Here is a 25,962-nt window from a genome sequence, read left to right on the forward strand (position 1 = left end):
AAGCGTTCAACGAACAGGCTGGTCACTTTGGTCGGAAACGCCATATATCCCCAGGCATCGTGATTTCCGTGCCTTGCTCAATTGAACGAGTCTTCAGAACATGGTCATTGCCCGTTCTTCACCGATCGCCGACGATGGTCGCGCCCGCCAGCTGGTCGAGATGACGATCGACAGCCTGGCCGAACTGGGGTTCGTCGGAACCACCCTCGTCCAGATCGCCGGGCGCGCGGGCGTGTCGCCGGGGCTCGTCGCCCATTATTTCGGCGACAAGGAAGGCCTGCTCGAAGCGGTGTTCCGGGCGCTGACCACGCGCCTCGGGGCCAGGCTCCGGCTCCGTCTGGCCCAGGCGGAGGGCCCGCGCGAACGGCTTCAGGCGGTGATCGACACGAACCTGGCGCCCGAGGAACTCGACGGCGCGACCAGCAAGGTCTGGTTGGCCTTTTGGGGGCATGTCCGCCACCAACCCCGCCTGTTCCGTATCCAGCGCGTGTATCAGCGGCGGATGCTGTCCAACCTGCGCCATCCGCTCCGCGCGCTGGTGTCGGCCGAGGAGGCGCCCGCGCTGGCCGCGACCATCGCGGCGATGATCGACGGGGTGTGGCTTCGCGGTGCCCTGTCGGAGTGGAGCGAGATCGACGGCGATAGCGCGTGCGCACTGATCGGGTCGTTCGTCGACAGCCGCCTGGCCGCGATACCGGCCGCTCCGCCGCCGCGCCGCGAGATCGTGCCGTGCAATCCCGCGACCGGGGAGGTGCTGGCGCGGATTGCGGTGACGGACAAGGGTGGCCTCGACGCCGCCGTCGCGCGCGCCCGTGCCGCACAGCCGGCCTGGGCGGCGCTCGCCCCGCGCGATCGTGGCCGCATCCTGCACCGGGCCGCCGATCTCCTGCGCGAACGCAATCTGGAACTGGCGCGGATCGAGACGCTCAACACCGGCAAGCCGGTCCAGGAGACCGAGGCGGTCGACGTGCTGTCCGGCGCGGATTGCCTGGAATATTATGCGGGCGTCGCCGCGACCGTGGCGGGGCAGCATCTCGACCTGGGAGCCGAGGCGTTCGGCTATACCCGGCGCGAGCCGCTGGGCGTGGTGGCCGGGATCGGCGCGTGGAACTATCCGTTGCAGATCGCCTGCTGGAAAGCGGCGCCCGCGCTGGCCTGCGGCAATGCGATGATCTTCAAGCCCGCCGAACAGACGCCGCTGACCGCCTCCGCGCTGGAGGAGGTCTTCCGGGATGCCGGGCTGCCCGACGGCATTTTCCAGGTCGTGCAGGGCTATGGTCCGCTCGGCCGCGCGCTGGTGACGCACAAGGACATCGCCAAGGTATCGCTGACCGGATCGGTGCCCACGGGCCGCGCGGTGATGGCGGCCGCCGCGCCGGGGCTGAAGGCGGTGACGCTGGAGCTGGGCGGCAAGTCGCCGCTGATCGTGTTCGAGGATGCCGCGCTCGACAATGCGGTGTCGGGCGCCATGCTCGCCAATTTCTATTCGACGGGGCAGGTTTGCTCCAACGGCACGCGCGTCTTCGTGCATCGGCCGGTGCTGAACGCCTTTCTGGAACGCCTCGCGGCGCGCACCGCCCGCCTGGTCGTCGGCGACCCGCTCGATCCCGCGACGCAGATCGGTCCGCTGGTGACGGAAACCCAGATGAACATCGTACTCGGCCATATCGAGCGGGCCAGGCGCGAGGGCGTGCGGTTGCTGGCCGGCGGCAAGCGGCTGACCGAAGGCGATCTCGCGCGCGGGTGGTTCGTCGCCCCGACGATCTTCGTCGCGGAGGACGACCGCGCCTCCATCGTGCGGGACGAGGTGTTCGGCCCGGTCATGACGGTGCTGCCGTTCGATGACGAGGAAGAGGTGATCGCGCGCGCCAATGCGACCGAGTTCGGGCTGGCGGCGGGCGTCTTCACCGCCGACATCAGGCGGGCGCACCGCGTGATCGCACGGCTGGAGGCCGGGACGTGCTGGATCAACCAGTATAATGTCACGCCGATCGAGCTGCCCTTCGGCGGCTACAAGGCGTCGGGCCTGGGCCGCGAGAACGGTCTGGCCGCGATCGAACATTATACCCGTCTGAAGAGCGTCTATGTCGCGATGACCGACATCGACTGCCCCTATTGAGCGGATCTGCGATGACCGACAGCTTCGATTACATCATCGTCGGCGCGGGCTCGGCCGGGTGCGTGCTGGCCGCGCGGCTGACCGAGGGGGGGCGCCATTCGGTGCTGGTGCTGGAGCAGGGCGGGTCCGACCGCTCGGTCTTCATCCAGATGCCCAGCGCGCTGTCGATCCCGATGAACATGGCGCGGTACAATTGGCGCTATGAGACGGAACCCGAGCCTTATCTGGACGGACGACGGCTGCATACTCCGCGCGGGAAGGTTCTGGGCGGATCGTCCTCGATCAACGGCATGGTCTATGTGCGCGGCAATCCGGCGGATTTCGACCGGTGGGAGGCGGAGGGCGCGACGGGCTGGGGCTATCGCGATGTCCTGCCCTATTTCCGGCGCGCGGAGACGCGGGAGGAGGGCGGCGATGCGTGGCGCGGCGATTCCGGTCCGCTCCATACCAGCTACGGCCGCCTGGCCAATCCGCTGTACCGGGCCTTTATCGATGCGGCGCGCGAGGCGGGCTATCCCGAGACCGCCGACATCAACGGTCGTCAGCAGGAAGGGTTCGGGCGGATGGACATGACCGTCCATCGCGGGCGGCGCTGGAGCGCGGCCAATGCCTATCTGAAGCCCGCCATGCGCCGCCCGAACCTGACAGTCGTGACCCATGCGCTGGCGACCCGCATCGTCCTGGAGGGGCGTCGGGCGACCGGGATCGTCTATCGTCGGGGCGGGGTGGAGACGACGGTCCATGCCCGGCGTGAGGTGATCCTGGCGGGCGGGCCGATCAATTCGCCCCAACTGCTGAAGCTGTCGGGCATCGGTCCGGCGGCGGAACTGGCCGCGCACGGCATTTCCCCGGTCCACGACCTGCCCGGCGTGGGCGAGAATTTGCAGGACCATCTGGAATTCTATTTCCAGATCGAATCCAAGCAGCCGATCACCTTGTATCCTGCGATGAATCCGCTGCGAAAGGCGCTGATCGGCGCGCAATGGCTGCTCGGCAAGAAGGGCCTCGGCGCGACCAATCATTTCGAGAGTTGCGGCTTCATCCGCAGCCGTGCGGGCATCGCCTATCCCGACATCCAATATCATTTCCTGCCGCTGGCGGTCAGCTATGACGGATCGTCGCTGGCGACGGGCCATGGGTTCCAGGCGCATGTCGGACCGATGCGGTCGAAGAGCCGCGGCCATGTCCGCCTGCGCAGCGCCGATCCGGCGGAGAAGCCCTCGATCCGCTTCAACTATATGAGCCACCCGGATGACTGGGTGGAGATGCGGGCCTGTGTCCGGTTGACGCGCGAGATCTTCGCGCAACCGGCAATGGCACCGTTCGCCGGGCGCGAGATCCAGCCCGGCGCGGCGGTCATGGACGACGAGGCGATCGACGCATTCGTCCGCACCCATGTCGAAAGCGCCTATCATCCCTCGTGCAGCTGCGCGATGGGCGCGGCGTCCGATCCCATGGCGGTGGTCGACCCGGCGCTTCGGGTGCACGGGGTCGAGGGGCTGCGGGTGGTCGATTCCTCGGTGATGCCGTCGATCACGACCGGCAATCTCAACGCGCCGACGATCATGATCGGCGAAAAGGCGGCCGACCATATCCTGGGTCGCCCGATGCTGCCCTCCTCGAACGCGGAATATTACCGTGCCGAGGGGTGGGAGACGCGGCAGCGATAGGCGGCGGCGAGGCAGCCGGTGCCGCGCCCATGTCGCGGCACCGGGAGGTCCGTCACGCGTCGCTGGCGGCGACCATGTCCGTCGGGTTGTCATGGTCGCGTGACGCGGTCGCGCGCAGCCGGACCGACAGCAATACGGCGATCAGCATGACCGTGACGAATAGCATCGCAATCGCCGCATTGTAATAGACCATCGCCACGGCCGCGACCGCTGCCATGCCCAGGGCAAAGCCGGGCACGACCGGGAAGCCGGGTGCGCGATAGGGCCGGACGAGGTCGGGCTCGCGCCGCCGCAGCCGGAACAGCGACAGCATCGACATGATGTACATGGTCAGGGCGCCGAAGACCGACAGCGTCACGACGCTCGCCGTCAAGGGCTGCCCGCCGAAGCGGATCCAGCCATCGCTATAGATCGTCAATATGCCGATCGCCGCGCCGGCGATCGTGGCGATATGCGGCGTCCGGAACCGGGGATGCAGACGCCCCAGCGCAGCCGGAAGATAGCCCGCGCGCGCCAGGGCGAACATCTGGCGGGCATAGCCCATGATGATGCCGTGGAACGAGGCGACGAGGCCGAACAGACCCAGCCAGACCAGCATGTGCAGCCAGCCGCTGGAATCCCCCACCGCCCGCCGCATCGCCTGGGGCAGCGGGTCGTTCAGGTTGGACAGGGCTTTCCAGTCACCCGACCCGCCCGCCAGGATCATGACGCCGAAGGCCAGCGCGGTCAGCGTCACTATGCCGGTGACATAGGCGATTGGTATCGTCCGGCGCGGCTCCTTGGCTTCTTCGGCGGCCATCGCCACGCCCTCGATCGCCAGGAAGAACCAGATCGCGAAGGGGATGGCGGCGAACATGCCGCCGAGCGATCGCAGCGTGGGCGTATCGCTGCCCGCCCAGCCCCCGGCGACGAAATGGTCGAGCGAGAAGATCGGCGCGACCACCTTCATGAAGACCAGCAATTCGCCCACCGCCAGGATCGTCACGAACAGCTCGAACGTCGCCGCGATCCCGACCCCGACGATGTTCAGCGCGACGAAGATCGCATAGGCCCCCAGTGCTGCCGTCCTGGGATCGAGCGACGGAAACTGCACGGCGAGATAGGCGCCGATCGCCAGCGAGATGGCAGGCGGGGCGAACACGAACTCGATCAGCGTGGCGAAACCGGCGATCGCGCCGCCCCAGGGGCCGAAGGCGCGATAGGCATAGGCAAAGGGGCCGCCCGCCTGCGGAATGGCGGTCGTCAATTCGGTGAACGAGAAGATGAAGGCGATGTACATCGCCGCGACGATCGCGGTGACGGCAAGGAAGCCCAGCGTCCCGGCCGTCGCCCAGCCATAGCTCCAGCCGAAATATTCCCCCGATATGACCAGGCCGACGGCAATGCCCCAGAGGTGGAAGGCGTTCAGCGATTTCTTGAGATGCGTGTCTGCCCCGTGCGTCATAAGCCCCCTTACGATTATTCGCCTGCGATGCGCGGCATGGTCCCCGGAGACTCCAGGGTGTCCGCATTCTGCCCCTCTTTCAGCGCGACCCCCGACAGCGACCGGCGCAGCGCCTCGCGCGCCAGCCATGCCAGCGTCCGCGCCGCCTGTTCATAGCTCTGGCCGCCATGCCGGTGGACGTTGGAGATGCAGTTGCGCTCCGAATCCCGCCGCCCCGGACGCGGGTCGTGCGTGAGGTACAGGCCCAGGCTGTCCGAGACGGTCAGGCCCGGTCGCTCGCCGATCAGGATGACGCTGAGGCGCGCGCCGAGCGCGGCCCCGATCGGGTCGGCGATGGCCACGCGCGCCTGTCGCGCGATGACGATTGGCGCGATCGAAAGCTCGGGCAGGGCCTGACGGCAGGCATGGATCATCGGCGCGGCGTGCCGCTGTACCGCGGTGGAGGACAGGCCGTCCCCGACCACGAACACGATGTCGAAGGGGCCGCGCAGGGTCGTCAGCCGCTCCGCATCGTCCGGCGCCAGCAGGCGTCCCATGTCGGGCCGTCGCAAATAGGTCGCCCGGTCCGGGGCCATGCTGGCAACGGCGATGGTGGCCAGTGGCGCCAGGTCCCGCTCCAGCGCGGTGACATCGAGCATGGCATGGACCGCGTCGCGCGCCATGGCATGGGCCGCCTGGAACCGGAGGACCTCGTCCATCGGAATGGCGTTGCCCGAGCGGCCCAGGCCGATACGGGCCTTGGTCACCCGGCGAAGGATCGTCCATGGATCGCGTGGTGTGGCGTCATCGGTCAGGGGCCGGTCGCGATCGTCGCTCATGCCCGCGCTGCCCTCATATCCGCTCCCATATCCGCCCCCATATCCGCCAACGCCCGCAGCCGGGACTGGTCCGGGCCGATGGCGCGGATCGTGCCGTCGGGGGCGAGCATGTCCATGCGGTCGAGCCACGCCTCGAACTCCGGCGCGGCGCGAACGCCCAGGACGGAGCGGAGGTACAGCATGTCGTGATAGGCCAGGCTCTGATAGTTGAGCATGATGTCGTCGGCGCCGGGCACCATGATCAGGAAGGTGCAGCCCGCATGGGTCAGCACCGTCATCAGGACGTCCATATCGTCCTGATCCGCCTCGGCATGGTTGGTGTAGCAGACGTCGCACCCCATCGGCAGGCCGAGCAGCTTTCCGCAGAAATGATCCTCCAGCCCGGCCCGGATGATCTGCTTGCCGTCGTAAAGATATTCGGGGCCGATGAAGCCGACGACGGTGTTGACCAGCAACGGATCGAACGCGCGGGCGACCGCATAGGCGCGTGTCTCCATCGTCTGCTGGTCGACGCCGTGATGCGCGTCGGCCGACAGCGCCGCGCCCTGTCCCGTCTCGAAATACATCGCATTGTCGCCGACCGTCCCGCGACGCAGCGACCGTGCGGCGTCGTGCGCCTCGCGCAGGATGGCCAGGTCGATGCCGAAACCGCGATTGGCCGCCTCGCTGCCTGCCACGGATTGAAAGACAAGATCGACCGGGGCACCCCGCGCCATGATGTCGATCGTGTTGGTGACATGGGTCAGCACGCAGGTCTGCGTCGGGATGTCGTAGCGCAGGCGCAGATCGTCCAGCATCTTCATCAGGTCGATCGCGTTGGGCACGTTGTCGGTCGCCGGGTTGATGCCGATCGTCGCGTCGCCGACCCCGAACAACAGCCCGTCGAACACGCTCGCGGCGATGCCATGGCGATCGTCCGTCGGATGATTGGGCTGCAGCCGCGTCGACAATCGCCCCGGCAGGCCGATCGTCGAGCGAAAGGCGGTGACGACGCGGACCTTGCGCGCCACCGCGATCAGATCCTGGTTGCGCATCAGCTTGGATACGGCGGCGACCATTTCCGGGGTCAGGCCGCCCGCGACCGCCGCCAGCATGGCCGTGTCCGCCTGTTCGGACAGCAGCCAGTCCCGAAAGCCCCCGACGGTCAGATGCGCGAGCGGCGCGAAGGCGGAGGGATCGTGCCCGTCGATGATGAGGCGGGTGACCTCGTCCTCTTCATAGGGGACCAGCGCTTCGTGCAGAAACCGGTCGAGCGGGAGATCGGCCAGGACGAACCGGGCCGCCATGCGCTGCGCCGCGCTTTCGGCGGCGATACCGGCCAGTTCGTCGCCGGAGCGCAGCGGCGATGCGCAGACCAGGACGTGTTTGAGATCGCGAAAGACGAAGTGCTGGCCGCCGACATTCGAGGAATACGCCAATCCGACCTCCTGACCGCCGTGCCGGATGCCACGCCGGAACGATGCGAGCTCTGTCAAATCCGCCCCTGGTGCCGCCGGCGAGGTCGCGTCCCCGCTCTACACCCCCGCGCTTTCCGGATCATGCAACGTGATTCGGATCAAGTCCATCGGGTCCATGCCCGCTATGTGCGATCGCGCCACCCGTCGGCCTCGACGGCGCAAATGGGCCCGGAAGGTCAGGGTAGGACATTCTCCAGCGAATGCAGGAGCTGTCTGGCAACGAACGGCTTGGCGCAGTTGACGACGTCGGGATAGCGGCTCTTCACGACGTCGTCCTCGTACCCGCTGGCGAATATGAACGGGATGTGCCGCGCGGTCAGGGCGTCGGCCACGGGGAACGCGAATTGCCCGCCCAGATTGACGTCCAGGATCACGGCGTCGATCCGGTCTTCCTGTTCGATGCGCGACAGGGCGGAGGGGACCGAGGCTTCGGGGCCTATGACGATGGCGCCGGCCTCTTCCAGTTCCAGCTGGAGATCCTGGGCCAGCATATATTCGTCCTCAACGATCAGGATTCGGCGATTGGTGAGAGGCATCATGCGACTCCAATGGGCTCCGGTTGGATACCGGCAGAGCAATGGAGCAGTGAATTCCATCTGCTGCCATAACGTAGGTCGTCTCCGCTTGTAATTGATAAGGAAGCGCTTTTTCGATCAGGGTGCGGCCCTGGCCGGTGCCGCCCGGCGCCTGGCCATCGGGGGGCATGGTCACGCCGCTTTCCCGCCAGTCGACATGCAGCCACGGTTCCCCGTTCGCGCCATCCTCGACCCGCCAGCGAACGGCAAGACGCGCGCCCGGCTGGCTGAGCGCGCCATATTTGACCGCGTTCGTCGTCAGCTCGTGCAGCGCCATCGCGAAGGTCTGCACCGTGCCGGACCGCAGGGGGACGTCATGCGGGCCGTCCAGCGTGACGCGCGGACGGGCGGCATCGAGCGCGCCGGTCGCATCCAGCTCCGCCTGGATGAGGTCGCCGAAGGTCACCCGTTCGTCGTCGCGCAATTGCGACAACAGACGTTGGGCCCTGGCCAGTGCCTCGATCCTGTCGCGGAATCTAGCGCGGAAGTCCTTCAGGTCGACGCTAGACCGGATGGTCGCATCGGCCATCGAGCGCACCATGCCCATCAGGTTGAAGGTGCGATGCTGCAATTCCTTGACCAGGATCTGCTGGCGCTCCTCCCATTCGCGGCGATCGGTGGTCTCCACCATCGCACCCACCATGCGGACCGGGCGACCGGCGGGATCATAATAGAATTTGCCCCGACCGGACAGCCAATGGACCGAGTGGTCCGGATGGACGACCCGAAACTCATGGGCGAATTCCTCCTGCCGTTCCATGGCCTGGTGAAGCGCCGCCTCGGTCCGCGCGCGATCCTCGGGATGGATGCGGGACGTCCAGGCTTCATAGCTGGGCGTCACCTCTCCGACATCATAGCCTTCCATGCGGAAATGCTCGTCGGACCAGTGGACCTCTCCGGTGATGACGTTCCAGTCCCATAACCCGAGCTGTCCGACTTCGACCGCGCTGCGAAGCCGCTCCTCGCTTTCGCGCAGGGCCGTCTCGGCGCGCTTGCGCTGGGTCACGTCCTGGCCGACCTTGACGAAGCCGCGTGCCGTGCCGCCCTCGTCGAGAAGCGCCCACACAGCCCCCTCGATGAAGATCCGTCGTTCGTCCTTGCGCAGGTGCCAGCGGATGTTGGCGGCATAGCCGTCGCGACGCGCGGTTTCGATCTCCCGCTTGTCCTCTCCCGCCGCCCGATCCTCGGGGGTGAAGGCGATGCTGCCGAGCTGCCCCACCGCCTCGTCGGCGGTCCAGCCGAAGACGGCCTCGGCACCCGGAAACCAGTTGTCGATGCGATCCTCGGCATCGGTCGTGAAGATGGCATAGTCCTGGACGGTTTCGACGATGCGGCGGAAGCGTTCTTCGCTGGCATGGAGGCGATCCACCTTGCGGAGCCGGTCGATCACCGGGCCCAGGATGGTCGCATAGGTCCGCAGGAACTGGATTTCGTCGTCGCCGAATGTGCGCGGGCCGGTCGCATCGACCTGAAGGACGCCATAGGGCCGTCTGCCCGGTACCAATATCGGTACGTTGACCAGCGCGACGACTCCAGCCTCTTTCATGAATGTGGGGATGATGAACCTGTCTTCCTTGGTTATGTCCTGGGAAACCACGGGTTCGCCGGCATTGATGGAATAGGTTTCGGACGACGCCTCCGTCATCGATAGGTGGACATGTCCGACGACATCCTTCGCCCACCCGACACCGGCGCGGACGAAGAGTTGCTGTCGTTCCTCCTGAATTTCGAGGACCTTGGCGCGGTCCGTACCCAGTGCCTTCGCCACCAGGCGGCAGGCCTCGGTCAGGACCGCATCGAGATCCTCCGAGCGGATGGCGAAATCGCCGAAATCGGCAAGCACCTGTTGCCGCTTCATCATCTCTCTGATCTTCGGCATGAAAATCTCCGGCGATGGGGTGATGATCGGGGGATTGGGAAATACCGGAGGAGGGATGCCGTTCGCTCAGACTTGAGCGGCGTCGCCAAAAGCTCCCATAGCGGCGGCGTGTCGCGCGTTCGTGCCCGGCGTGTCGGCGGTTTCGGGGGGCTCCGATGCCGGGGATCGGATGGGATCGTGCAGGCCGCCCTGGCCGTCGATCAGCAGGTCCAGCGCGATATTCATTCGCGCAAGGTCTACGATCGAGGCTCTCCCTTCCCAGGGGATGAGCAAGGCGCTGGCGGGGAACGACTGTGGGATGTCGTCTTCTGCGGCTCGTAAGGCTTCCTTCGGGGCGTGACCGTCAGGCGCGGGAACGAGGTGGAGGCTCGCTATCCCTCTGCTCTCACAGGCCCGCGCCAGTCCGATCGCATCGGCTATAGTCGTGGCGTCGGCATGCACCAGACCCCATGGCCGGATATGGTCCAGCATCGCGGCGATGTCTCCTTCATGCGCTTCGCATTTGGCCAATCGATGGGCGATGCCGCGCTTCTCGCACATCCGCGACCAGCCCTGCGCCAGCGCCTCGTCGCTGCTCCAGATCAGCAGAACCGGATCAGCGTGTGCTGCGTGCGAGGGCGGCGTCCTGATGGGATGGGGGATCGGCGGATAGACGAGCCGATCCTGACGCCGCCACCACCCCGGCGCGCGGGCGACCGGATGGCGTTCGGCGGCGGCTGGCAGTCCTTTCCACAAGGAAGCCAGGGCGGTCGGGCGCGGCGTGCCGCCCGTTATGTCGAATATACCCGCTTCATAGGCGCCGGGCGCGGTCAGCAGGCGATCCCAGTCCTGCGAGCCCAGAAGCGACCACGCCGTGACGGCCCGGACATCGACGCCTTCCCGCCGGAGTAGGGCGCAGCCGTCCCACGCCTCGGCCGCCCATCGCAACTGCTCCTCGCGCGTGCAGCCATTATGCACCTCCGTCACCGCCAGGGGGACGCCGTAACGGTCCCAGGCTTCGCGAAGGGCCCCGGCCAGTCCGGGGGGCGGGGGATCGAGGACGCGTATGGCCTCGACATCGGCATAGGCGCGGCGGGCATTGCCGCCATGGCTGCGCGGCGGATAGCGTTGCAACCGGTGGTCGAGAAACCGGTCGCTGGTCAGATAATGGTTCACCCCGACGATGTCGGGCGGGCAGGGGGCGTCGGCGATGCGCCGTAACCGGTCGCCGAACCCGAAGCCGTTGATCCTTTCCCATAAAGGGTGATGCGGGGTGACATGCCCGAACAGCAGGTCCCATCCGGCCCAGCGGCGCAGATTGTCGAACGCCGCCTGTTCGCGCAGGACCAGCGTGGCATAGGTGCGGCCGAGATCGTCGGTCTGGATCAACCGTGCCGCCGGGTTCACCCGGCGAATGGCCCGCATCGCGGCCCGCGTGCCATCGATCTGGTTGAGCAGCGCCAGCCAAAATGCCCCTTCGTCGCGCGCATGGGGATACCAATGGCCGTACAGGGCGGAGAAACGCGCCGTGGTCAGCGGTTCGTTGACCGGGGTCCAGTCCTCGATCCAGGGATAGCGTTCCGCCACCTGCCGCGCATAGTCACCGAGGCCGGTGGCGAACCCGTCGTCGAGCAAATGGGTATGGGGCGGGCCGCTGCCATGATGGACCAGCCCGGCTATGGGCCGGATGCCCAGCGAACGCAGCCGCGCCAGCCGCTCGTCGGTCCACGCCCAGTCGGGCGTCCGGCCGTCCGCCATCACGCGTTCCCACAAGACGGGGTAGCGGATCGCCGACAGGCCCAGACCGGCAAACAGGTCGAGGTCGGTGATCCGGTCGTGATGCCCGCTCAGGCGGATTTGATCGCGATAGCCCGTGGCGGTGCGATTGACGGTGCATTCCACGCCACCCCAAAGTTCCAGGCCATCCATCGCTGTCTCCCCTGGGCCCAACGGACCGGCGTTGCGGGCGTTCCGGGAAACTGACTGATTTGCATTTATATACAGTAAGTTAGGCGGAACGCGGCGGAGCGGCGGGATGTTTCTGTTTTGTAACAGAGACCTAGAAGGAGCTTCCGTGACCGCCCAGCTGTCGAGCGCCGCCCATGGCTCCAATAGCCTTTACCACCGCCGTCCGCGATCGACGCTGATCTGCTTTAGCCATCTTCGCTGGGCCTTCGTCTTCCAACGGCCGCAGCATCTGATGACGCGCTTCGCCGCGACGCAGGATGTGTTGTTCTGGGAGGAACCTGAATATCGGCCCGGCCCATCCGAACTGCATCGCCGGACATGCCCGGAAAGCGGCGTGGTGGTGCTGACCCCGCAGCTCGACGAGGCCTTGCGAGGCCGGGAGGACGAGGCGCTGGCGGCCTTGCTCGACACCGAGCTGGAAGGTGTGACCGGCCCGGTTATCCGCTGGTATTACACGCCGATGATGCTGCCCTTTTCGGATCATGTCCCGGCGGCGTGCATCGTCTATGACTGCATGGACGAACTCTCGGCCTTCAAGGGCGCGCCGCCACAGTTGCTCGAGCGGGAGCAGCGGCTGATCGAGCGGGCCGATCTGGTCTTTACCGGCGGGACCAGCCTGTACGAGGCGAAGCGCAGCCGCCATTCCAATGTCCACGCCTTTCCCTCCAGCATCGACGCGGCGCATTTCGGGCGCGCGCGGTCGGGGGGCGGGGAACCGGCGGATCAGGCATCGCTGCCGCGTCCACGGCTCGGCTTTGCGGGGGTCGTCGACGAGCGGATGGACCTCGCCCTGCTCGCCGCCCTGGCGGATGCCCATCCCGAATGGTCGCTGGTGGTCATCGGCCCCGTCGTGAAGATCGACGAAGCCGACCTGCCGCGTCGCGCCAATATCCATTATCTGGGCGGACGACCCTATAGCGCGCTGCCGGATCATATGGCGGGGTGGGACGTCGCCCTGATGCCCTTCGCGATCAACGAGGCGACGCGGTTCATCAGCCCGACCAAGACGCCGGAATATCTGGCGGCGGGGTGCCCGGTCGTCTCGACGCCGATCACCGATGTCGTGCGCCATTATGGCGCCCTGGCGGGCGTGACCATCGCCGACACGCCCGCCGCCTTCGTCGCCGCCTGCGAAGCGGCGATGACTTTGCGGGCCGAAGGCGACAGCTGGCGCGACGAGGCGGACAGGCAGCTCTCACGCGGTTCGTGGAGCAGCACGGCACTGGAGATGACCGCGCTGATCGAGGCGGAGATGGCGGGGCGCAACCGGCATGAGCCGATCGTCTCCCCCGTCACCTGGCCGCCGCAGCACGATCGCTATGACGTGATGGTCGTCGGCGCGGGGTTCGCCGGGGCGGTGATGGCGGAGCGGCTGGCGGCCGATGGGGGCAAGCGCGTGCTGGTGGTCGACCGGCGGTCGCATATCGCGGGCAATGCCTATGACCATCACGATGCGGCGGGCATCCTGGTCCATCGCTATGGCCCGCATATCTTCCACACCAATTCGGGCGAGATATTCGACTATCTGTCGCGCTTCACCGATTGGCGGCCCTATGAACATCGCGTGCTGGCCGATGTCGGTGGCAAGCTGGTGCCGATGCCGATCAACCGCACGACGCTCAACGCGCTCTACGGGCTGGACCTGTCGAGCGATGCGGAGGTCGAGGCGTTCCTGGCGTCCCGCGCCGAGCCGGTCGATCCGATCCGCACATCCGCCGATGTCGTCGTGTCGAAGGTCGGCCGCGAGCTCTACGAGACCTTCTTCCGGGGCTATACCCGCAAGCAATGGGGCATGGACCCGTCCGAACTCGACAAGTCGGTCACCGCGCGGGTGCCGACGCGGACCTGCACCGACGACCGCTATTTCGGGGATCGCCATCAGGCGATGCCGGCGCAAGGCTTTACCCGAATGTTCGAGGCGATGCTCGACCATCCCAATATCGACCTGCTGCTGGGGGTCGACTATGCCGATGTCCGCGACGCCTATCCGCATGACCATCTGGTCTTCACCGGGCCGATCGACGAGTATTTCGGCTATCGTTACGGTCGGCTGCCCTATCGCTCGCTTCGCTTCGAGCATCGGACGCTGAACGAGGAACGGCATCAACCCGTCGCCGTTGTCAACTATCCCGATGAGGCCGTCCCCTATACGCGCATCACCGAATACAAGCATCTGACCGGGCAGGTCGCGCCGCAGACCAGCCTGACCTATGAATATCCCAGCGCGACGGGCGATCCCTATTACCCGATCCCCCGCGACGAGAACCAGGCGCTCTACAGACGCTATGAAGCACTGGCCCTGGCCGAGCCGCATGTCAGTTTCGTCGGGCGGCTGGCGACCTATCGCTATTACAATATGGACCAGGTCGTCGGACAGGCGCTGGCGACCTATCGGCGGCTGAAGCCGATGCTGGACGAGGCCGCGATGCCGAGTGTCGCCGCACTGGCGGGGGGACGCAGCGCGGCATGAACCACCGGCGAACGGACGAAGCCGTCAGGCCGGTCGTCCTGCTGGCGGCCGATAGGAACTTCGTCACCGATTACGTGGCGAGCGTCCTCAGGGAGCGTGGCATTTCGATGATCGGCCCGTTGGTGGACCCATCGCAGGCCGTGCAGGTCCTGGCGACGCAGCCCGTGCGTGCCGCCATCCTGTTCGAGACCGCAGCCTCGCAGGATCGGGCCCGACTGATCGCGATGCTGAACCACCGGGCGCTGCCCTATCTGACGGTGATGGGGCCTCGCAACGTCGAAGGGCAAGAGGATGGCGCCGTGCTGTTTTCCCCCTTCGCCGCCTATCAGGTGGCCGACTGGGTCGCGGAGCAGACGTGATCGGCCGAATGTCCGGGGCCGGGCCGATCGATGCGGGACCTATTGCACGAGTTTGACAGACGATGAAGCGTAAAGCCGCCATTGCGAATGCCATTATCGAAAGCGCGATGGACTATGCGATCATATCGCTTGATTCCGAAGGCGTCATCACGAGCTGGAACGACGGGGCCGAACATGTGCTCGGGTGGTCCGCGGGAGAAGCGCTGGGCCAGCCGGGCGAGATCATCTTCACGGCGGAGGATCGTGCGGCCGACGTGCCGCGCCGGGAGATGCAGCTGGCCGACCAAGCGGGACGCGCCGCCGACGAACGCTGGCACGTAAGGCGCGATGGCAGCCAGTTCTTCGCGCTGGGCGAGCTGATGCCGCTCCGGCTGGAAGAAGGCGGCTATGTCAAGATCCTGCGCGACCGCACCGATCAGCGTCGCGCGGTCCAGGACCTGGAGGACAGTCGCAAGGCGACCAGCGGTGCCCATGCGATGCTGGCCGAACTGACCGAGTCCCTCGAGGACCCGTTTTACGCGGTCGATGCGGAAGGGCGCTTCACCTATATAAACCGCAAGGCGGGCGAACTCTGGGGGCGGGCGCCCGGCGACCTGATCGGCAAGATCTGTTGGGACGAGTTTCCCCAGGCGGTCGGCAGCGAACCCTATCATGCCCATCAACGTGCAATGGTCGAGCGTACTGCCATCCGCCTCGAAGCCAAGTCGCCGATCCTGGGCAAATGGATCGACATCGACATCCATCCGATCACGACCGGCGGACTGGCCGTCTATTTCAAGGACGCCAGCCAGCGCAAGGCGGCGGAGATCGCGTTGCGGGCGCGGAACGACACGCTGTCCGAGGAGATTGCCGAACGCACCCGCGAACGCGACCGGATATGGCAGTTGTCGGGCGACCTGATGGACGTGTGCAGCGCCGATGGTCGCCTCCACACCGTCAATGCCGCCTGGACGGCGATGCTGGGCTGGACCGAGGAGGAACTGCTTGGCGGCAATTTCTTCGACCTGATCCATCCGGAGGATCGCGAGGCGACGGCCGCCGAGTTTGCGCGTCTCGCCAAGGGGGAGGAAGCGGCGCATTTCGAGAACCGGTTTCGCGGACGCGATGGCCGCTATCGCGTCATCTCCTGGACCACCGCGCCCGAGGCGGAGCTGTTCTACTCGATCGGCCGCGACATGACCGATCATCGCCGCGTCGAGGAGCAATTGCGCCAGAGCCAGAAGATGGAAGCCGTCGGGCAGCTTACCGGCGGGCTGGCGCATGACTTCAACAATCTGCTGACCGGCATCACGGGCAGCCTGGAGATGATGGCGATCCGTATCGCGCAGGGGCGGATGGGCGATGTCGAGAAATATAATGCCGCGGCGCACGGCGCGGCCAAACGCGCCGCCGCCCTGACCCACCGCCTGCTCGCCTTCTCCCGCCGCCAGACGCTGGACCCCAGGCTGATCGACCCCAATCGATTGATCGAGGACATGCTCGAGCTGATCGTGCGTTCGGCGGGGCCCGATATCGATACCCGCTATGTGGCGCAGGCGGATCTCTGGGCCACTTTGGTGGACCCCAATCAGCTGGAAAACGCGCTGCTCAATCTCTGTATCAACGCCAGGGATGCGATGCCCGATGGTGGAAGGCTGACCATCGAAACGTCCAACCGCTCGCTCGACGATCGCACCGCGCGGTTCCACGAGATGGAGCCGGGGCGCTACGTGGCGGTCTGCGTGTCCGATACGGGGACCGGGATGACCGCCGATGTCGTCGCCAAGGCGTTCGACCCGTTCTTCACCACCAAGCCGATCGGCGTCGGCACCGGCCTTGGCCTGTCGATGATCTATGGTTTCGCCCGCCAGTCGGGCGGCAGCGTGCGTATCCATTCCCAGCCCGGCGAAGGGACGACCGTCTGCGTCTATCTGCCCGCGCATATCGGCCGCGCCGAGGTGGACGACGATGACGCCGATCTGGCCGATGCCCCCCGCGCCATATCGGGCGAGACCGTGCTGGTCGTCGACGACGAACCATCGGTGCGCATGCTGGTCACCGACGTGCTGGAGGAACTGGGCTATACCGCGATCGAGGCGGCGGACGGCGCCGCCGGGCTGAAGGTCCTGCAATCCGATGCGCGGATCGACCTTCTGGTTTCGGATGTCGGTCTGCCGGGGGGCATGAACGGTCGGCAGATGGCCGATGCCGCCCGTGTGACCCGGCCCGATCTGAAGGTCCTGTTCATCACCGGCTTCGCCCAGAATGCGGCGGTGGGCAACGGGCAGCTTGAACCGGGCATGCATGTCATGACCAAGCCCTTTGCCATGGAAGCCATGGCTACGCGGATCAAGGCACTGATCGAAGGGGGTTAGGGCGCCTGCTTCGCCCGGCGCAGCGCATCCATCAGGATGCGGCTGTAGATGCGGTGGGTCGCGGTTTCCCGGTGGACACCGGCGCTGGACGGCGCGATGCCCAGCGATGCGGCGGGGGTGAAGGTCAGCTCGCCGAAATAGATGCCGTCGCGGCCGTCATACAGGTCGACGCGTACAAAGGCGAACGGAGCCGACAGCGCTCGGGCAGCGGCGATCATCCGTTCCAGTCGGTCCTTCGCCGCCCTGGCGAAGCCGTCCGGCGCGCTCAGGCCGTCGCCTTCATCCATCGGGTCGAAGTGCGGCACACGGAACAGGCGACTCCAGGGCTGTCCGAAGCGGCCATGGTCGATCTGGCACAATAGCGGCTCGCCATGGATGCAGTGGAATTTGTAATCGTCGGGCGGCCCGGCCACGTGCGTCGGGATCATTGTCTCGACGATGATCTTTCGTGGCAGGCGCCAATATTGCATCTCCCGCAGGATCGACGCGTAATCCATCGAGGCCAGATCATACAGGTCGCGCAGCGCCGCAGGATCCGCGAGATCCCGCAAAAAGGTGACGCCGCCGCTGGCATGGGTCGGCTTGGCCAGGGCATCGGTCCCGATAAAGGGGCGGAGCCGGTCGAAGAGGTCTTCTGGCGAGGCCAGCGTCTCGACCCGGATGACGGCCAGCGTCTCGGGGATATGAAGATCGGGGCAACGTCGCTGTGCCTCGACCTTGGCGGTTTGCTTGTCGACAAAGGCCCGCTCCTGTGCGGACCAGTGCGGATCGATCATCCGGTCATAGATGACGTCGTTGATCCGCGCGTCGGGATGGTGGGGCGGAAGCGGCGGGCGACCGAATTTTCGCTCGAATGGCACGGAGGCCAGCCGATGGTTGGCGGCCCGCGTCATGAGGCCATGCCCATCGTCGCCCGCGTCTCCGTTCGGCTTGTCGCTCATGGATGACGGTGAAATGGCCGCGCGAGGTCAGTCATGGTCGGCGGTCGCGCGCTCGACGCACAATCCGATCGCCGCGATGCGGTCGACCTCGGCATAGGGCGCGTTGTCCAGTTCGTCGCCAAAGATGTCGGGATCGAGCACGTGGTAATCCTGACGATAATCGGTCGCGGGAATTGCGTGCTGTATCGCGTCCCGAACCACGTCACGGCCACCCACGATCGACACGCCCGTATGCATCAGGAAGCGGCCGCCCGGCACCAGCTTGCGGATCGCCATCAGTGTCCAGTCGACCGACAGCCTGCCGCCATAAAGATCGCCGCCGTCGCGATAGGCGCGGCGGACGGGATCGATCATGAACGGCGGATGGGTGACGATCAGGTCGAACGGGCCGTCGACCTCTTCGGGTGTCTGCGCCACCACGCCATGGTTAGCGATCCCCGCGAAGGTCGCATTGATCGACGCGAGTTGCAGGGCTTTGGGATTCAGGTCGGCCAGCGTCAGCTCCGCCTTGCCGTGAAGCGATGCGGCGACGATGCCACCGACCCCGGCCCCGGCGCCATAATCGAGGATACGGGCCTCGGTCGGCAACCCGACAAGATGGCGCGAGATATAGTCCGCGAAGCGGTAGCTGTCGGGGCCCAGGAATACGGCATCGCGTGCCGTGGTCGGATAGCGCGAATGAAGGAACAGCTGCCCCAGCACGTTCGAGACGCGGATGGCGGCGGTCACCAGTCCGTTAGGACGCTCCCCCAGCAACCCTTGCGCGGCAAGGATCGCGAGGAGAGCAGGGGGCAGGGCGTCGCGGCGGCAAGGCAGGGACCATCCCAGCAGGTCGGCGACGGTCGAACCGACCTGCCGATCGGGTCGCGCCATCACCCGCGCCTGCGACGCCGGGGTGGGCGCGATGAAGTCGTAATCCATCGAACGCAGCATGCCGAGCAGGTCGAGCATCACGCTACGCGAAACGCCGGACACGGCATCGGGGCGATCCGCGTTGAAAGAAGTCTCGTCGGGCTCTGTTACGTTCATATGATCACCATAAAGCATGATGCTGGCCGCCAATCCCGGCGCTGGCCCTGTAGGGATATGATCCGCGTCAGGCCGTCTTCTGGATCAGCGGTTCGATCCGCAGATTGACGATGTCGCAATTGGCCGAACGGCTGAGGACGAACAGGATCGCGTCGGCAACATCCTCGGCAGGCAGCATGCGTCCGTCCGCGACGGCGGCCTGTTTTTCCTCCTCGCTGCATTCCTGCATCTCGGTGTCGACCGATCCGGGCTGGATCACGCTGACCCGGATACGCTTGTCCGCCACCTCCTTGCGCAGCGTCTCCGCAAAGGCCTGGATGCCCGCCTTAGTCGCGGCATAGACGCTTTCGCCCGCGGCCTTGATCTCGGTACTGATTGATCCGACGAACAGCAGATGGCCGCCACCCTGGTCCTGCATCCGCATGATGGCCGCGCGGGCGCAGGCGAGATAGCCGGTCAGATTGGCATCGATGACATAACGCCAATCGTCGTCGGCCATCTCGTGGATCGGCTGCGCGCCCAGCGCGGCGCAGGCGACCAGCATGTCGATACCGCCCAGCCGGTCGTCGACGGCGGCGAAGACCCGCTCGATACCTTCTTGCGTCGCGGCGTCCTCGGCTATCCCGGTGACATCGCCATCGATCCCGGCCAGCGCCGCGTCGAGCGCGTCCTGATGCCGCCCGAAGGTCAGGACGCGCGCACCCTCGGCCGCCAAAGCCTTCAGCGCGGCCAGGCCGATGCCGGTGGTGCCGCCGGTCAGCAGGATGCGGCGGCCGGACAACATGGTGGGGTTCTTGGTCATTGGCTATTCCCAGGTCAGGATCAGGCGCCCATGGGCGGGCACGCGGTAATCGATGCGATCGGCGTCGACGGCATCGGGCGCGATGGCCTCGCCGCTTGCGGTGGTGACGCGGCTGTCGGTCAGCGTGCGCCGCTTCAGCCGGACGAGGCGCAGCCAGGCGGTGCGCGTCTCGCCCCCGTCGAGCAGGATCGACAGCGCATGGTCCCCGACCCGCTCGACCGCGCGGAGCAGCATGTCGCAATAGAGGCGGAACGGTGCGCCCTCGACGGTGTGGAAGGCGCTGGAGGCGAATATGAACGCCGCCCCCGCGCCGTACACTTCCTGTCCCACCTGCCCCGCGGGCTGGCCGTCGGGATACAGGTCCTCCAGCGGGAAGGAGAGCCCATGGTCGATATGGCCGTTGGGCTCGCGCTGCTCCTCGGAGATCGCCTCGGGCGGCAGCGCGTCGGGATAGTAATACCAGGCGCGCGACAGGGCATAGCGGCAATATTCGCCGATCAGCATCCGCGCCTCCGGGTCGAGGTCGGGGCCGCCATCGTCCAGATAGCGCTCGAACGCGACATAGCTGTCGAAACATTCGTACATCGCCATGTACGGCGCATCCTGAAGACAGGTGACCGCCAGGAACGTCTCGTAATGGGCGGCATGCCCGATCTGGCTGTCCCAGATCACCGCATTGTGCAGGAAGCTGGCCAGATAGACATAGCTTTGTTCGCGATAGACGTCGCGATTGGTAATCCGCCACAGCCGCATGCAGGCGGCGGCACCCCAGGCGGTCAGATTCGCCTGATAGTTGATGGCGAAGCCCAGACCGATGGCGGCGTTGATCGCCGCGCGCGCCTCGTCCAGATAGGTCTTGTCATCGGTCAGCTCGAACGCCTGGAGCATGACCCAGGCATAGATGCCGCCGACATCGGTCTGCCCGCGCCCGTCGACCGGCGCCTCCTTGGTGATGACCGAGAAGTCGGTAACGTCATATTCGATCGGCCAGCGATAGTCGAAATGCCGCGCGACGCGCACGCCATAGCCGATCGCCTTCAGGAACAGCGCCCGCGCCTCGTCATCGCCGTCGAGCGCCAGCGTGCCGAGGTTCAGCAGCGGGTGATAGAGATACCAGCTGTCGACCGCATCGGCATTCTTGTCCTTGCCGACATTGGGCAGATAGCGGCGAAACGTGCCGAGTTCCTCGTCGAAGAAGCGCGGCAGCCCCGCCTTGAACGTCGCCTCCAGCGGATGCGGCTCGCCGCGCCATTTGCCCCAACGGTGGAGTGCGGCGATCACCGACATCTGCACCATGATGTCGGGATATTCCGCCCCCGTATAGGGATGGACATAGCGATGGCCGTAATGGCGGATCGTGGCGTCTGGCGCTTCGTCCAGATCGCGCGCGGCACGCTCGGCGCGGTCGATCCAGTCGCGATAGGCGACCGGCGGCGGGTCGAGCAGATCATAGGCGCTGCCCAGCATCTGCACGAACTGGCGCGCGGATTCGCGTTCGTGCGGCGGGGCATGGTGGCGAAAGACCAGGATCGTGTCAGACAGCGTCACGCTCTCCTCCGCCGGAAGCGCGACCTCGGCGGGGTCGGCTTCGGCATCGGGGACGGGCAGCGCATAGCCCAGTTCGGGCCAGCTGCCTCCCACCGCCTCGCGCGGGACGGTTCCGGTGGCGCGGAAATAGGCGTTCGAGGCGGTGAGATTCTGGATGTAGAGTATGTTGCCAAAGGCTGGCGTATCGATGCGGAAATAGAGGAGGCCGGTGTTCAGCCCGCGCTGCGACGCCTCGACCACCCCTTGCGCGCGCAAGGGATCGTCGCCCGCGCCAAAGGGATAAAGGTCGCGCGGGGCGGGGGGCATGACCATCGGCCGGGCGGGCGTGAAGCGCGTCGCGATGCGCAGCCGCTCCAAGGCCAGCCGATCGGTAAGGCAGGATATGATATGTTCGCCCATCGCGCTGGTCACGCGAAGCCGGGCGACCTCCCCCTCTTCCGGCGGCAGGACCGCGCAGTCGAAGCCGGTGGACAGAAAGGCGGCCCGCACCGCCAGCCCGCCGCTACTGCCCCTGCGCCGCACGATCGCGAAGACCGATGCGTCGGTTCGGTGCAGCCCGAACGTCAGGTCGCCGATCGTGAAATCGGCCAGCGGGGCGGGTTCGTCGCGCAGCAGTTCGCGTAGGTCCAGCAGATGGGGGCTGATGGCGGGCGGCGCTTCGGCCGTCGCGGTTCGGGGCATGACATAACTCCGAAAGTGTGACGGATGTGCTCCCCAACCCAATGGAAATACGCCGAGTTCCTGGAAAATGCTGTTCCGCTAAACTGCGTCAGTGCATTCGTGCCGCCCGCGCCGCCCGCGCGCGTTTCAGGCGGATGCGCGTGCGTGCATCGCGCAGCAGCGTACCGGGCAGATCGGTCGCGGCACGCAGGCCCGCGACCGAGGAGATATTGCGGATGCTGCGCCGCGTCTCGTTCAGCACCTGCCCAACCATCGCCCGCCGCTCGATCTCGCCCGTCTCGCGCACCAGCGACAGCCGGTGGATCGCATAGATCCCGATCAGCCCGGCCAGCAGGAAATAAAAGTCCCAGGCGGTCAGCGTGATCGGCAGGATGAAGATGCCGTTCGGGCTGCGCCACCGCGCGAGCAACTCGAACTGGCGCGCGGCGAAGAATTGCGCGAGCAACCCGCCCAGGATCGGGGCGATCCCGGCGGCGATGGCGGTCGTCATCGCATTGGCCGCGACATAGGCGGTGGCGGACCCCTTGGGCGACAGCTTCAGCGCGATATTGGTGCTGGCCAGCGTCACCCCGGCGATGGTCGCGCCCATGACGAGGTGAAGCCCGATCAGCCACCATTTCACCGCACCCCGGTCGCCCAGTTGCGAGGCGCCGATCATCGCCACGATCGCCAGGATATAGGCGGGGGCACAGACCGCCAGGACCGACTTGTTGGCGAACCGGTCGCTGAGCCGCCCCCAGAGCCGGAGCGCGAGGATATTGGCAAGCTGGCTGGCGACGCTGAGAAGGAGCACGAAGCTAACGGCGAAATGCAGCTGGCGGACGATGAAGACGGTGAAGAAGGGCGTCGCGAGATTGATCGCGAACTGCCAGCTGGCCACGAAGACCAGCAACCGGCGGAAATTCGGGTCGCCCAGCGGCTGGGACAGCAGCGCGCGCAGCGCGATGGGGCCGGGGGCGGGCGGCATCCGCGGCTCGGGCATCATCGCGACGATCCGCGCGCTGATCAGCCCGGTGAGGCAGCCGGTTGCGAACATCGCGGCGAACACCATGTCCCGCGCGAACGATCCGGCCTGCGTCCAGTCCAGCGCCAGCGCGGCCGCCAGGCCCAGGATCAGGCTGATCGCGGTCAGCCAGACCGTCCGCCGTGCAAAGACGTCGCCCAGCCGGTCGTCGGGCGCGAGATCGCGCATCCAGGCATTCCACGCGCACCCCCCGACCGCGCCCAGCCCGCACAACAGCATCTGCGCCGCCAGGAAGATCAGCAACGCGGCCGTCCCGCTGAAAAAGGCGAGTGTCGCCATCACCGCCAACATGGTCCGCCCGATCAGGCTGGACAGGACCGCGATCCGCTTGCGCCGCCGCCATCGCTCGACCATTTGGATGGCGGGAAGCTGGAGCAGCTGCGCCAGGAACGGCATCGCGGCGAGGATGCCGACCATCACGTTCGACGCGCCCAGATGCAGCGCGAAGGCGGTCAGGATCACCCCGCTGGTCAGCGCGGCCGCGCCGCCGGAAAACCCCGCCTCGATGACGAGCAGCCGTAAGCCGCGCTCTCGGTCGGCATCGGTCAGTTCGGCTTGCGGGTCCAGGGTCATCGGTGGCGGGGCAACGTCCCGCCTGCGACGCGGGTTGCCGTCGGTTATCAGAAATGCTAATCTATATCATTGAGAAATCGAGATATTGGCGTTTTCCCGCGCGACCATCCGGGCGTTCGCGGGTTTGTCGACGGATGACGCTCAACATGCCGCTCGATCTGCGTATCGCCCTGGTCCTAGCCGGGGGCAATGCGCTGGGCGCCTATCAGGCGGGTGTCTATGAGGCATTGCACGATGCCGGTATCGCGCCGCACTGGATCGTTGGCACCTCGGCGGGGGCGATCAACGGCGCGATCATCGCGGGTAACGCGCCGGAGGACCGGCTGTCACGGCTGTCCGACCTGTGGCGTCCCGAAGCCACCGACCCGGTGGGCGTGCCGGCATGGGACGCGATGATCGACAGCTGGCGGCGCAGCGGCGAGGTGATCGCGACGGTGCTTGGCGGGCGGCGGGGGCTGTTCGCGCCGCTGGGCACCGCCTTGGCCGCGCGCGATACGCCCGCGCTTTATGACACGACGCCCTTGGCCTGCACGCTGGCCCGGCTGGTCGATTTCGACCGGCTGAATGACGGCGCGGTTCGCTATATGGTGCAGGCGGTGGCGCTGGATACGGGCGAGGAGGTCGTGTTCGACAGCGGGCGCGGCCGGATCGCGCCCGACCATATCCGCGCGAGCTGCGCCATGCCGCTCGCCTTTCCTCCGGTCGCGGTCGAGGGCACGCTCTACGTCGATGGCGGGCTGTCCGCCAACCTGCCGCTCGATCCCGTGCTGGCCCGGCCCGGCGACGCGCCGCTGCTGTGTATCGCGGTCGACCTCTTGCCGCTGGCCGGGCCGCGTGCGCCGAGCATCGGCGGGATGATAAGTCGAACGCAGGATCTGGCCTTCGCCACACAGTCCCGTCGGACCTTGGCGCGCTGGCGGGACCATTATGCCAGCGCCTCCGATGGACAGGAGGCGTCGGTCACGCTGGTCCAGCTCCATTATGCCGACCAGCAGGACGAGGTCGCGGGCAAGGCGCTGGACTTCTCGCCCCGCTCGGTGCGGCAGCGATGGGATGCGGGGCTGCGCGACGGCCGGGTGCTGACCGCCGCTCTGGCGGGGGGCGCTATTCGCTTGGGGGACAGGGGCCTGACATCGACCACCATCGCGGCGGGCCGGAACCCGGTCGCCGCCCATTCGGAAGACATGCCATGAAAGCCGCCCGGAAGACCGCCAATGGCCGTTTCGAGATCGCCGAGGTCGAGGAGCCACGCCTGCCCGCCGACGATTGGGTCAAGGCGCGGGTGCGGATGGCGGGCATATGCGGAACCGACCTGCGCCATTGGGAAAAGGCGGAGGAAGAGCTGCACTGCTGTATCATGGGCCATGAACTGGCGGGGGAGGTCGTCGAGATCGGTTCGGCGGTCACCCGCGTCGCAGTCGGGGACCGGGTGCTGGTCGAATCCGTGCTCGGCTGCGGCCATTGCGACTGGTGCCGGGTGCAGCAATATAATCGCTGTCCGGACCTTTATCCGACCCGCCGCGCCAGCGTTTCGCGCGCCTATGCCGAATATGTCGTCGGGCCGCAGCACAAGTTCCACCGCCTGCCCGACAGCGTGGGGTTCGACGATGCGGCGCTGCTGGATACCTATGCCGTGGCGCTGCATGCCCAGCATCTGTCGGGCCTGACCATCGGAGCGCGGGTGGCGATCATCGGGGCGGGGCCGATCGGGCTGGGCCAGTTGATGCTCGCCAAGGCCAGCGGTGCGACCGTCACGATCATCGACAGGATGCCGCACGCACTCGCGCTGGCCGCGCGGCTGGGCGCGGACCGCATTGTCCATTCGGACGACGACGACCCGCAGGCCGCAGTCGGTGCCATGACCGACGATCGCGGCGCCGACATCGTGTTCGAATGCGCAGGCGGCGAGTCCATGCCGGACACACTGCCGCTCGCCACGCGCCTGGTGCGGCGCGGCGGCAAGGTCGTCATCGTCGGCGGTTTCGACGATGGCGCCATCGCCATCCCGCTGGAGTGGCAGCGTATCCAGATGTCCGAGATCGCCCTGATCCCCAGCGCCAGCTTCGCCTTTTACGACATCCATGCCGAACAGGTCGAGGTGATCGACCTGGTGGCGCGCGGGGTGCTGAAGACGCATGAGTTGATTACCCACCGCTTCCCGCTCGACCGGATCAACGACGCTTTCGAAGCGGCGCAGGATCGCGGCCGGACCGGCGCGATCTTCGTCGGCCTGACGATCTGAAACGTCGTTCGCCAATATCGCATGCCCAGC

18 protein-coding genes are annotated in these 25,962 nt (G+C 66.7%); 7 read left to right on the forward strand and 11 right to left on the reverse strand.

Going from position 1 to position 25,962, the window contains the following annotated elements; translation table 11 throughout:
* The first annotated feature begins 100 nt into the window (after positions 1-100).
* Positions 101-2,119 (forward strand): betaine-aldehyde dehydrogenase, encoded by a 2,019-nt coding sequence (gene betB / locus QE363_RS10805; RefSeq protein ID WP_309695097.1) that lies wholly within the window; start codon positions 101-103, stop codon positions 2,117-2,119.
* A gap of 11 nt (positions 2,120-2,130) precedes the next feature.
* A complete protein-coding gene (gene betA / locus QE363_RS10810) occupies positions 2,131-3,789 on the forward strand; it encodes a choline dehydrogenase (protein ID WP_309695099.1) in 1,659 nt (552 codons plus the stop codon).
* A 52-nt stretch (positions 3,790-3,841) separates the two neighbouring features.
* Here the strand turns inward: betA and eat are convergent, their stop codons facing one another.
* From eat to QE363_RS10840, 6 genes are all read right to left on the reverse strand, one after another.
* A complete protein-coding gene (gene eat / locus QE363_RS10815; protein WP_309695100.1) occupies positions 3,842-5,233 on the reverse strand; it encodes an ethanolamine permease in 1,392 nt (463 codons plus the stop codon).
* Between the two features lie 14 nt (positions 5,234-5,247).
* Entirely contained in the window at positions 5,248-6,051 is an 804-nt protein-coding gene (gene eutC, locus QE363_RS10820) for an ethanolamine ammonia-lyase subunit EutC (protein ID WP_309695101.1), read from the reverse strand.
* Positions 6,048-7,469 (reverse strand): ethanolamine ammonia-lyase subunit EutB, encoded by a 1,422-nt coding sequence (locus tag QE363_RS10825; RefSeq protein WP_309695102.1) that lies wholly within the window; start codon positions 7,467-7,469, stop codon positions 6,048-6,050. Before QE363_RS10825 ends, eutC begins: the two co-directional genes overlap by 4 nt.
* Before the next feature lie 215 nt (positions 7,470-7,684).
* On the reverse strand, positions 7,685-8,047 hold the full coding sequence (locus QE363_RS10830; protein ID WP_309695103.1) for a response regulator: 363 nt from the start codon (positions 8,045-8,047) through the stop codon (positions 7,685-7,687).
* Positions 8,010-9,962 (reverse strand): PAS domain S-box protein, encoded by a 1,953-nt coding sequence (locus tag QE363_RS10835; RefSeq protein WP_309695104.1) that lies wholly within the window; start codon positions 9,960-9,962, stop codon positions 8,010-8,012. Before QE363_RS10835 ends, QE363_RS10830 begins: the two co-directional genes overlap by 38 nt.
* A gap of 66 nt (positions 9,963-10,028) precedes the next feature.
* On the reverse strand, positions 10,029-11,870 hold the full coding sequence (locus tag QE363_RS10840) for a family 1 glycosylhydrolase (RefSeq protein ID WP_309695106.1): 1,842 nt from the start codon (positions 11,868-11,870) through the stop codon (positions 10,029-10,031).
* A 145-nt stretch (positions 11,871-12,015) separates the two neighbouring features.
* Here QE363_RS10840 and glf point away from each other — a divergent pair, with 145 nt between their 5' ends.
* The 3 genes from glf to QE363_RS10855 all read left to right on the forward strand — a co-directional run bounded on the left by glf (position 12,016) and on the right by QE363_RS10855 (position 17,092).
* A complete protein-coding gene (glf, locus tag QE363_RS10845) occupies positions 12,016-14,379 on the forward strand; it encodes a UDP-galactopyranose mutase (RefSeq protein WP_309695107.1) in 2,364 nt (787 codons plus the stop codon).
* Complete coding sequence (locus tag QE363_RS10850; RefSeq protein WP_309695108.1) at positions 14,376-14,738, forward strand: hypothetical protein; 363 nt, start codon at positions 14,376-14,378, stop codon at positions 14,736-14,738. Before glf ends, QE363_RS10850 begins: the two co-directional genes overlap by 4 nt.
* A gap of 62 nt (positions 14,739-14,800) precedes the next feature.
* Positions 14,801-17,092: a PAS domain S-box protein gene (locus QE363_RS10855; protein WP_309695109.1), complete on the forward strand. Its 2,292-nt coding sequence runs from the start codon at positions 14,801-14,803 to the stop codon at positions 17,090-17,092.
* Here QE363_RS10855 and QE363_RS10860 read toward each other — a convergent pair.
* The 5 genes from QE363_RS10860 to QE363_RS10880 form a co-directional block, all read right to left on the reverse strand.
* Complete coding sequence (locus QE363_RS10860) at positions 17,089-17,985, reverse strand: ATP-grasp fold amidoligase family protein (protein WP_309695111.1); 897 nt, start codon at positions 17,983-17,985, stop codon at positions 17,089-17,091. The genes QE363_RS10855 and QE363_RS10860 overlap by 4 nt on opposite strands.
* Positions 17,986-18,060: 75 nt before the next feature.
* Positions 18,061-19,062, reverse strand: coding sequence for a methyltransferase (locus QE363_RS10865; RefSeq protein ID WP_309695113.1), 1,002 nt, complete (start codon positions 19,060-19,062; stop codon positions 18,061-18,063).
* Between the two features lie 67 nt (positions 19,063-19,129).
* Positions 19,130-19,864 carry an SDR family oxidoreductase gene (locus tag QE363_RS10870; RefSeq protein ID WP_309695115.1) on the reverse strand — a complete coding sequence of 245 codons (735 nt, stop codon included), beginning with the start codon at positions 19,862-19,864 and terminating at the stop codon, positions 19,130-19,132.
* 3 nt (positions 19,865-19,867) lie between these two features.
* On the reverse strand, positions 19,868-22,093 hold the full coding sequence (locus tag QE363_RS10875) for a hypothetical protein (RefSeq protein ID WP_309695117.1): 2,226 nt from the start codon (positions 22,091-22,093) through the stop codon (positions 19,868-19,870).
* 88 nt (positions 22,094-22,181) lie between these two features.
* A complete protein-coding gene (locus QE363_RS10880; protein ID WP_309695119.1) occupies positions 22,182-23,690 on the reverse strand; it encodes an MFS transporter in 1,509 nt (502 codons plus the stop codon).
* Between the two features lie 146 nt (positions 23,691-23,836).
* On the opposite strand from QE363_RS10880, the gene QE363_RS10885 reads away from it, so the two are divergent.
* Together QE363_RS10885 and QE363_RS10890 are read left to right on the forward strand one after the other, a co-directional pair.
* Positions 23,837-24,883 (forward strand): patatin-like phospholipase family protein, encoded by a 1,047-nt coding sequence (locus QE363_RS10885; protein WP_309695120.1) that lies wholly within the window; start codon positions 23,837-23,839, stop codon positions 24,881-24,883.
* Positions 24,880-25,932, forward strand: a complete 1,053-nt coding sequence (locus QE363_RS10890) for an alcohol dehydrogenase catalytic domain-containing protein (RefSeq protein WP_309695123.1) — start codon at positions 24,880-24,882, stop codon at positions 25,930-25,932. The genes QE363_RS10885 and QE363_RS10890 overlap by 4 nt, the downstream gene beginning before the upstream one ends.
* Positions 25,933-25,962 lie beyond the last annotated feature (30 nt).

It is taken from the genome of Sphingomonas sp. SORGH_AS_0870, from assembly GCF_031453175.1.
Taxonomy (GTDB): Bacteria; Pseudomonadota; Alphaproteobacteria; order Sphingomonadales; family Sphingomonadaceae; genus Sphingomonas.